Source organism: Rhizobium sp. CCGE 510, from assembly GCF_000292525.1.
Classification (GTDB): domain Bacteria; phylum Pseudomonadota; class Alphaproteobacteria; order Rhizobiales; family Rhizobiaceae; genus Rhizobium.
This window is the reverse complement of sequence record NZ_AEYF01000032.1, coordinates 53169-61835: the sequence shown is the minus strand read 5'-3', so window position 1 is coordinate 61835 and position 8667 is coordinate 53169. Positions and strand designations below refer to the sequence as shown.

The window sequence follows — 8667 nt, the reverse complement described above, 5'->3', positions numbered from 1 at the left end:
GCCCAGGAGGCCGGCGACATGCTCGGCCGGCTGGTGCCGGATATCCGCAAAACCGCCGAGCTGGTCTCCGAGATCAGCGCTGCCTGCCGCGAACAGGATATCGGCGCTTCGCAGATCAACGAGGCGATCCAGCAGCTCGACAAGGTGACGCAGCAAAATGCCGGCGCCTCCGAGCAGATGTCGGCAACCTCCGAGGAACTCGCCTCGCAGGCCGAAGAGCTGCAGACGTCGATCGCCTTCTTCAGGGTTGATATGGCGGGTGGGCGCCGCGACCGCACGCCGGCTGCAAAACTCACCGTCCGCAGCCGGGCTCCGGCCACACCGCGCAAGCCGGCCGGCAAGGCGCCGGCCAATAGCGTCGCCGGTCAGCAGGCCCGCGCGAAGGGATTTGCCCTCGACATGTCGATGGGTGGTCCCGACACGGCCGACGACGAGTTTAGGGAGAGCGCATAGCGCTCCCCTGGGAAACGCTTAACCGCTCTCGTTCGCAATTGTCGTGGGCCAGTCAGCTCGCCCGCGACACACGCTTCCGGCACGCGCGTGCTGGCACGGAAGTCCGTCAACTTCCTTCCGTGGCATGTCTTCGCCTACCAGAATTTCTTTGCTGCATGATGCTGCGCCCCTGATCCATATTTATTGCCTCGTTCTCAGAGAGAAATATTGAGATGCGTATTACAATCAAACTTAAGCTCGCAGCCGCATTTGGCTTTGTCATACTGTTGCTGGTGGCCAGCGCGGTTTATGGAATCATCAGCCTTAGTTCTTTGAACGATGCCGTCGGCAACCTTATTTCGGGTCCCGCAAAACGGCTGGAACTGGCTCTGGAAGCAAAGACCGCCGAGCTCAATGCCGTTCGCTGGCAGAAGAACGCTCTTCTGGAAATGGATCCCGAAGTGGCAAGGAAGGACTACCAGGACTCGGCGAAGAGCCTGGATGAAATGGTGGTCTTCGCCACAAGCGGCCAACAGCTCGCAACTGACGAGGGCAAGCCCACCTGGGACAGGCTGGTCGAGCTGGCCAAACGCTTCAGCGAAGGCTCCAATAAAGTCGCCTCCATCCAGGAGGGTGGCGACAGGGCAGCGGCAGCGGCGCTTTCGTCGGGAGAGGTTCGAGGCCTCGTCATGGAATTGGAAGAGGTTTTCGAGACGCTCGTCACGCTTCAGCAGAAGTCGATGGCACAAGCCGATAATGATAACGACATTCTCTATAGTTCGACCAAGAACATGCTGATCGGTATCGCTATCGGGGCTTCCGTGATCGCGTTCGCCGCTGCGCTGTGGATCGCGCTCGGGGTCAATAGCGGCCTGCGCAAGATCATAAACGTTGCCAGCGCCGTCGCCATCGGTGACCTCAGTCAGAAGGTCGAGATCAGAAGCAACGACGAGATCAAGGATCTGGTCAACACGATCAACGTCATGACAGATAATCTCCGCAACACCGCGGAGATCGCAAACGAGATCTCGAACGGCGACCTCAGCGTCACGCCGAAGCCGCTTTCCGACAAGGATACGCTCGGCATCGCCATGCTCGGCATGGTGAACAATCTGCGCGCCACCGCCGGTGTCGCCAACCAGATCGCCGAAGGCGATCTTTCCGTCGAGGTCAAGCCGCTGTCGGCCAAGGATGCGCTCGGCATCGCCATGCAGAGCATGGTTACCAATCTTCGCGTCACAGCCGAGATCGCCACGCAGATCGCCAACGGCGATTTGATGGTGTCTCCCAAGCCGCTGTCGGCCAAGGACACGCTCGGCATTGCGCTCGCACAGATGGTCGAGCGCCTGCGCGATGTCGTCACCGATGCGATTGCTGCCGCCGAGAGCGTCTCGGCCGGCAGCCAGGAATTGTCGGCAAGCTCGGAACAGGTCTCGCAGGGCGCCAGCGAACAGGCGGCTTCTGCCGAAGAGGCTTCCGCCTCGATGGAAGAGATGGCTTCCAATATAAAGCAGAATGCCGACAACGCTGCCCAGACGGAAAAGATCGCGCGCCAATCCGCCAGGGATGCAGAGACGAGCGGCAACGCGGTCGCCCGCGCCGTCGATGCGATGCGCACGATCGCCCAGAAGATCGGCATCGTCCAGGAGATCGCCCGCCAGACCGATCTCTTGGCTCTCAATGCGGCCGTGGAAGCCGCTCGTGCGGGTGAACACGGTAAGGGTTTTGCGGTGGTCGCATCGGAAGTGCGCAAGCTTGCCGAACGCAGTCAGTCGGCCGCTGCCGAAATCAGCTTGATGTCGAGCGACACCGTCATTGCTGCCCAGGAGGCCGGCGACATGCTCGGCCGCCTGGTGCCCGACATCCGCAAAACCGCCGAGCTGGTCTCCGAGATCAGCGCTGCCTGCCGCGAACAGGATGTCGGCGCTTCGCAGATCAACGAAGCGATTCAGCAGCTCGACAAAGTGACGCAGCAAAATGCCGGCGCTTCCGAGCAGATGTCGGCGACCTCGGAAGAACTTGCCGCCCAGGCGGAAGAGCTACAGGCCTCGATCGCCTTCTTCAAGATCGAGACGGCGGACATTGGCAGGGCGGCGCCGAGCGGTCGTCAGGGACGTGCTGCGGCGGTCAAGATGACCGCGCGAAGCCCGTCCGCGGCGCGCAAGTCTGCCGGCAAGGCAGCTCCCGCCAACAGCGTTGCCGGCCAGCAGGCTCGTGCGAAGGGATTTGCTCTCGATATGTCGATGGGCGGTCCCGATACGTCGGACGATGAATTCCGGGAGAGCGCCTAGGCGCTCTTCGGGAAAGCTCGTGGGGGCTCTCCCGGTGCAGAACGGGGCCGGTTGCAGCGGCCCCTCGAATAAGACCGACGCATGGATGCGCCGATGGATGCCGGCAGAACCGGGAACGCATGAAGCGTCTTCACCACTGCGCAATAGAAATTCGCGGGATATCCGCAGCAAATTAGAGGGGTGTTAGAATGCGCTTCACGATCAAACTCAAACTGAGCCTGGTGTTCGGTTTCATCGTTCTCCTGACCTGCGCCATGGCCGGTCTTTCGACCTACAATCTCTCGTCGCTGAACAGCGACATCTCGATCATGGTTGCCGGTCCGGTTGCCAACCTGCGCGATTCCGGCAATCTTTCCGATGCCGTGATGCGTGCCATCCGCGCCGAAAAAGACGCGATCATCAACACCGATGCCAGCAAGATCGGCGGCTATGTCGATGAGATCTCGCAGCAGCGCGACCTCATCAAAACGCTCCATGGCCGGCTCGCCGCCTCCGACGATCCGGAGATCAAGACGGGGATGGAGCAGTTCGGGGATCTCTACGGCAAATGGGCGGCGCTGCAGGATCATATTGCCGATCTCGCAAAGCAGAACACGACGGAATCCAACGCGCAGGCCGGCGTCATTTCGATGGGCGAAGGTCAACAGGTGACCACCCAGCTTCTCGGCATCCTCGCCAAGCTCAACGACACCGTGACCGGCAACGTCGCTGAAACGGATGCGGCCACCAACGACCAGTATAAGCAGTCGCGCAATATGCTTGTCATGATGACGATCGGCCTGATTGTCGTCTCGTCGGCTGCTGCTCTCTGGATCCTGCTCAATATCTCCCGTGGCTTGAAGCGCGCCGTCAATCTGGCAGATGCCGTCAGCATCGGTGACCTCGAACAGACTATCGAGCACAAGAGCAATGACGAAATTCGCGATCTCGTCCATTCGATGAGCCGGATGACGGCGAACCTGCGCAGCACTGCGACGATCGCCGATCAGATCGCAAACGGCGACCTGACGGTGTCCCCGAAGCCGCTCTCCGACAAGGATGCGCTGGGCATCGCCCTGGAGCAGATGGTCGAACGCCTGCGCGGTGTCGTCGCCGATGCGATCTCGGCTGCCGAGAATGTCTCTTCCGGCAGCCAGGAATTGTCGGCGAGCTCCGAGCAGGTATCGCAAGGCGCCACCGAACAGGCGGCGTCCGCCGAAGAGGCCTCGGCTTCGATGGAAGAGATGGCCTCCAACATCAAGCAGAATGCCGACAACGCGGCTCAGACCGAAAAGATCGCCCGCCAGTCGGCCAAGGATGCGGAAGCCAGCGGCGAAGCCGTCTCCCGTGCGGTCGACGCCATGCGGACGATCGCCCAGAAGATCGGCATCGTCCAGGAAATCGCTCGCCAGACCGATCTCTTGGCTCTCAACGCCGCTGTGGAAGCAGCTCGTGCCGGTGAACACGGCAAGGGTTTTGCGGTCGTCGCCTCGGAGGTGCGCAAGCTTGCCGAACGCAGCCAGTCGGCTGCTGCCGAAATAAGCGCCATGTCGGGCGATACCGTGACGGCCGCCCAGGAGGCCGGCGACATGCTCGGCCGGCTGGTGCCGGATATCCGCAAAACCGCCGAGCTGGTCTCCGAGATCAGCGCTGCCTGCCGCGAGCAGGATATCGGTGCTGCCCAGATCAACGAGGCGATCCAGCAGCTCGACAAGGTGACGCAGCAAAATGCCGGCGCCTCCGAGCAGATGTCGGCGACCTCCGAGGAACTGGCCTCGCAGGCCGAAGAGCTGCAGACGTCGATCGCCTTCTTCAAGGTTGATATGGCGGGCGGCGCGCGCGCGCGCGCGCCGGCTGCCAGGATGATCGTGCGCAGCCCCGCTCCGGCCGCCGGCCGCAAACCTGCGGCCAAGAAACCGGCCGCCAATGCTGTCGCGGCTCAACAGGCGCGGGTGAAAGGTTTCGCTCTCGATCTCTCCATGGGCGGTCCCGATGATGGGGACGCCGAATTCAAGGAAAGCGCATGATCATGGCCACGACATCTCTGGAAGCGCAATTCGTGACCTTCAGCCTCGGCGAGGAGATCTTCGCCGTGCCGGTGGAGGTGGTACGAGAAATCCTCGACTATGCGGAAGCTTTCAAGATTCCGAATGGTCCCGACTATCTGCTCGGCCTGCGCGACGTGCGCGGGCAGGGCGTGCCGACGATCGATCTTCGATTGAAGCTCGGCATGACGAAGACGGAACCGACGCCGCATACGCGGGTGCTGGTCCTCGACGTGCCGATGGAAAACCGGATCCTGACGCTCGGCCTCGTCGCCGACCGCGTCTTCGAGGTCACGCCGTTCCGGCGGGACCAGATCGAAGCGGCGCCTGATATCGGCGTGCGTTGGCGTTCGGACTATATCGCCGGCGTCGTTCGCCGTGAAAACGGCTTCGTCGTCATCATCGATCTCGCACGGTTGCTGTCGCGCGAGGACGCCTCGGCACTGCAATCGGCCGCCTGACTGCGTTATCAACTTGGAGTACGGCGTTCTATGAGTATGGCAGCAGCGGTGGAAATCCAATTGCCGGGCGACCGGATCAGCAAGCGCAATTTCGACAAGCTTGCCCGGTTCATCTACGACTATAGCGGCATCAAGATGCCGCCGACCAAGCTGACGATGCTCGAAGGGCGGCTGAGGCGCCGCCTTCGCGCAACCAACCATTCGACCTTCGACGATTATTGCGACTTCCTGTTCGATCACGACGGCCTCGCCCAGGAAGCCGTCTACCTGATCGATGTGGTCACGACCAACAAGACCGACTTCTTCCGCGAAGCCAAGCATTTCGACTATCTGCAGACAGTGGCGTTGCCGGCGATCGCCAATGGCGGCGTGCGAACCATCCGCACCTGGAGCTCGGCTTGCTCGACGGGGGCGGAGCCCTATACGATGGCGATGGTGCTGGCGGAATTCGCTGAAAGCCGCAACGACGTCTCCTACAGCGTGCTTGCCACCGACCTTTCCACCGATGTGCTGCAGACGGCGCGAAGAGGCATCTATCCGGAGGATTTGATCGCGCCCGTGCCGCGCGACCTGCAGCGTAAATACGTGCTGACAGCCAAGCAGCCGGGTCGGCGGGAGGTGCGCATTACACCGAAACTGCGCAGCAGGGTGGGTTTTGCCCGGATGAACCTGATGGACGAGAAATACCCGATCGGCGAAGCGATGAACGTTATCTTCTGCCGCAACGTGCTAATCTATTTCGACAAGCAGACTCAGGCCGGCGTGCTCAACCGCCTCTGCAACTGCCTGGCGAAGGGCGGCTATATGTTCATCGGTCATTCCGAATCGATCACCGGCTTCGACCTGCCGTTGAAGCAGGTCTCGAACACGGTGTTTCAGCGTATCTAGAGGCTTCATGGCTAAGAAAATCCGCGTACTGATTGTCGACGATTCCGCCAGCATCCGCCAGACGCTGACGCATGTGCTGGAGCAGGATCCCGATATCGAGATCATGGCGGTCGCATCCGACCCGTTCATGGCGGCGCGGAAGCTTCAGGAGGAGATCCCCGATGTCATCACGCTCGATGTGGAGATGCCGCGCATGGACGGCATCACTTTCCTGCGCAAGCTGATGGCGCAGCGGCCGATTCCGGTGGTGATGTGCTCGTCGCTGACGGAAGCGGGTTCGGAAACGCTGATCCAGGCGCTGGAGGCCGGTGCCGTCGACGTCATTCTGAAATCGAAGATCGGGGCCGCCGACAGCCTCGCCGAAGATGCCATGCGTATTCGCGAAGTCGTCAAGAGCGCCTCGCATGCGCGGCTTTCCAACGTACGAAGGGCAGCAGGAACCATCCGCTCGGCTGCCGCTGAGGGGCCGGCCAAGAAGCTGACGGCGGATGTGATGCTGCCGCCGCCGACGGGGCGGGCGATGGCGAAGACGACGGAGATGGTGGTCTGCGTCGGCGCCTCCACCGGTGGCACGGAGGCGCTGCGCGAGTTCCTGGAGGAACTGCCGGCCAATGCGCCTGGCATGGTAATCGTCCAGCATATGCCGGAGAAATTCACCGCCGCCTTCGCCAAACGGCTGAATGGTCTCTGCGAGGTCGAGGTCAAGGAAGCCGTCGATGGCGATCCGGTGCTGCGCGGCCATGTGCTGATCGCACCAGGCGACAAACACGTGCTGCTCGAACGCCAGGGTGCGCGTTATTATGTGAGCGTGAAGACCGGGCCGCTGGTGTCGCGACACCGGCCTTCCGTCGACGTGCTCTTCCGCTCGGCAGCGCGCTCGGCCGGCTCGAACGCCATGGGGATCATCATGACCGGCATGGGCGACGATGGTGCTCGCGGCATGCTGGAAATGCATCAGGCCGGCGCCTACACGGTGGCGCAGGACGAGGCGAGCTCCGTTGTTTTCGGCATGCCAAAGGAGGCGATCGCCAAGGGCGGCGTCGACCGTATTCTGCCGCTCGATCAAATCGCCCGTGAAGTGCTGATGACGCAGCAGAAGTTTTGAAATCGGTTTCGACCGAACGAGGAAGCCGGCGATATCGCCATGCCGCCGGCTTTATGTGTTCCGTCCGGATCAGGCGAGATATCCTCCATCGATCGTCAGGCTAGCGCCAGTGACGAAAGCCGCCTCGGCGCTTGCGAGATAGGCGGCAAGACCGGCGATCTCGCGGTCCTCGCCCAGTCTGCCAAGCGCCATCAGCGGTTTGAGGCGCTCGTGATCGTCCTCGTGGGGGTTCATATCGGTCGCGGTCGGGCCGGGTTGGATATTGTTGACAGTGATGCCGCGTGGGCCAAGATCGCGGGCAAGGCCGCGGGTCATCGAGGCGATCGCGCCCTTCGTCATGCTGTAGACCGAGGACGTCGGAAAGCCGCTGCGATCGGCAGTGACGCTGCCAATGGTGATGATGCGGCCGCCCTCCTTCATGTGTTTAGCCGCGGCCTGGATGCCGACGAAAGCAGCCCGGACATTGACGGCGAACATGCGGTCGAAATCCTCGAGCGAATATTGATCGAGCGGGTTGAGGATGAGGATGCCGGCATTGCTGACGAAAATGTCGAGCCCACCAAAATGCTCGGCCGTCAGCGCGACAGCGCCCTGCACGGCTTTGACATCGGCACTGTCGGCCCGGATCGACAGCGCCCTGCCGCCGGCAGCCTCCAACTCGGCGACGATTGCCTTCGCCTTGTGCTCGGAACTCGAATAGGTGAAGGCGACAGCGGCGCCGTCGGCGGCGAGCCTTCGGACGATGGCGGCACCGATGCCGCGTGCGCCGCCGGTAACGAGGGCGATCTTGGTCGAAAGAGATTGAGACATGCGGGTTTCCTTGGTTTTTGGATCGATCAGTCTAGAATTAAACACAAAAAAGCCAGCTCGGTGCTACCCTTCGTCAGCGGAGGCTTCTGATTGCCATGCGTGCGATACTGCGGAGCGTCTCGGGCGGGGCGCCGTTTCGGGCGCTGACTTTCATGCCCGATAGAGCAGCGCCGAGAAATTGAATGGCGTCGGCGATATCGATATAGGTTGCGAGTTCTCCGGCCTTGCGAGCCTCGCCGAGAAGACTTTCGATTGCCGAGTGAAGCGCGTGGCCGGCGCTGTCGGTAAGAGCTGCAATCTCGGCATCGGTGCGGCCGAATTCGCAGATGGCGCTGACGCCGAGGCAGCCACGCCGCGCCTCAGCAGCGGGACGCGAAGCAAAGGCGACGAGCGCGCCTTCCAGTGCCTCGATCGGCCGGCCGTCGCGGTGAAGATCGGCGATGATGTTGTCGATGCTCTCCACATTGTAGCGCTTCAGCGCTTCCAGATAGAGGCCGCGCTTGTCGCCGAAGGTGTCGTACATGCTTTGCCGGCTGATCTTCATCGCCGTCAGTAGTTCCTCGGTTGAGGTGCCTTCATAGCCGTGCTCGGAAAATACGCCGATGGCAGCATGGAGGGCGGTGTCGCGATCGAATTCCTTGTGTCGTGCCATGTCA

General features: G+C 61.9%; 7 protein-coding genes and 1 pseudogene. 6 read left to right on the top strand and 2 right to left on the bottom strand.

What is annotated here, in order from left to right; translation table 11 throughout:
• The 6 genes and pseudogenes from RCCGE510_RS16095 to RCCGE510_RS16070 all read left to right on the top strand — a co-directional run.
• A pseudogene (locus RCCGE510_RS16095) lies at positions 1-453 on the top strand (methyl-accepting chemotaxis protein); the annotation flags it as partial.
• A gap of 212 nt (positions 454-665) precedes the next feature.
• Positions 666-2723, top strand: a complete 2058-nt coding sequence (locus RCCGE510_RS16090) for a methyl-accepting chemotaxis protein (RefSeq protein ID WP_007631521.1) — start codon at positions 666-668, stop codon at positions 2721-2723.
• A gap of 188 nt (positions 2724-2911) precedes the next feature.
• On the top strand, positions 2912-4729 hold the full coding sequence (locus tag RCCGE510_RS16085; RefSeq protein ID WP_007631512.1) for a HAMP domain-containing methyl-accepting chemotaxis protein: 1818 nt from the start codon (positions 2912-2914) through the stop codon (positions 4727-4729).
• Positions 4726-5208: a chemotaxis protein CheW gene (locus RCCGE510_RS16080; RefSeq protein WP_192815313.1), complete on the top strand. Its 483-nt coding sequence runs from the start codon at positions 4726-4728 to the stop codon at positions 5206-5208. The genes RCCGE510_RS16085 and RCCGE510_RS16080 overlap by 4 nt, the downstream gene beginning before the upstream one ends.
• 30 nt (positions 5209-5238) lie before the next feature.
• Positions 5239-6096, top strand: coding sequence for a CheR family methyltransferase (locus tag RCCGE510_RS16075; protein ID WP_007631507.1), 858 nt, complete (start codon positions 5239-5241; stop codon positions 6094-6096).
• A 7-nt stretch (positions 6097-6103) separates the two neighbouring features.
• Entirely contained in the window at positions 6104-7201 is a 1098-nt protein-coding gene (locus RCCGE510_RS16070) for a chemotaxis response regulator protein-glutamate methylesterase (protein WP_007631506.1), read from the top strand.
• A 69-nt stretch (positions 7202-7270) separates the two neighbouring features.
• Here the strand turns inward: RCCGE510_RS16070 and RCCGE510_RS16065 are convergent, their stop codons facing one another.
• Both RCCGE510_RS16065 and RCCGE510_RS16060 read right to left on the bottom strand, forming a co-directional pair.
• On the bottom strand, positions 7271-8011 hold the full coding sequence (locus tag RCCGE510_RS16065; protein WP_007631504.1) for a 3-oxoacyl-ACP reductase family protein: 741 nt from the start codon (positions 8009-8011) through the stop codon (positions 7271-7273).
• 73 nt (positions 8012-8084) lie between these two features.
• Complete coding sequence (locus RCCGE510_RS16060; protein ID WP_007631502.1) at positions 8085-8663, bottom strand: TetR/AcrR family transcriptional regulator; 579 nt, start codon at positions 8661-8663, stop codon at positions 8085-8087.
• Between the last annotated feature and the right edge of the window lie 4 nt (positions 8664-8667).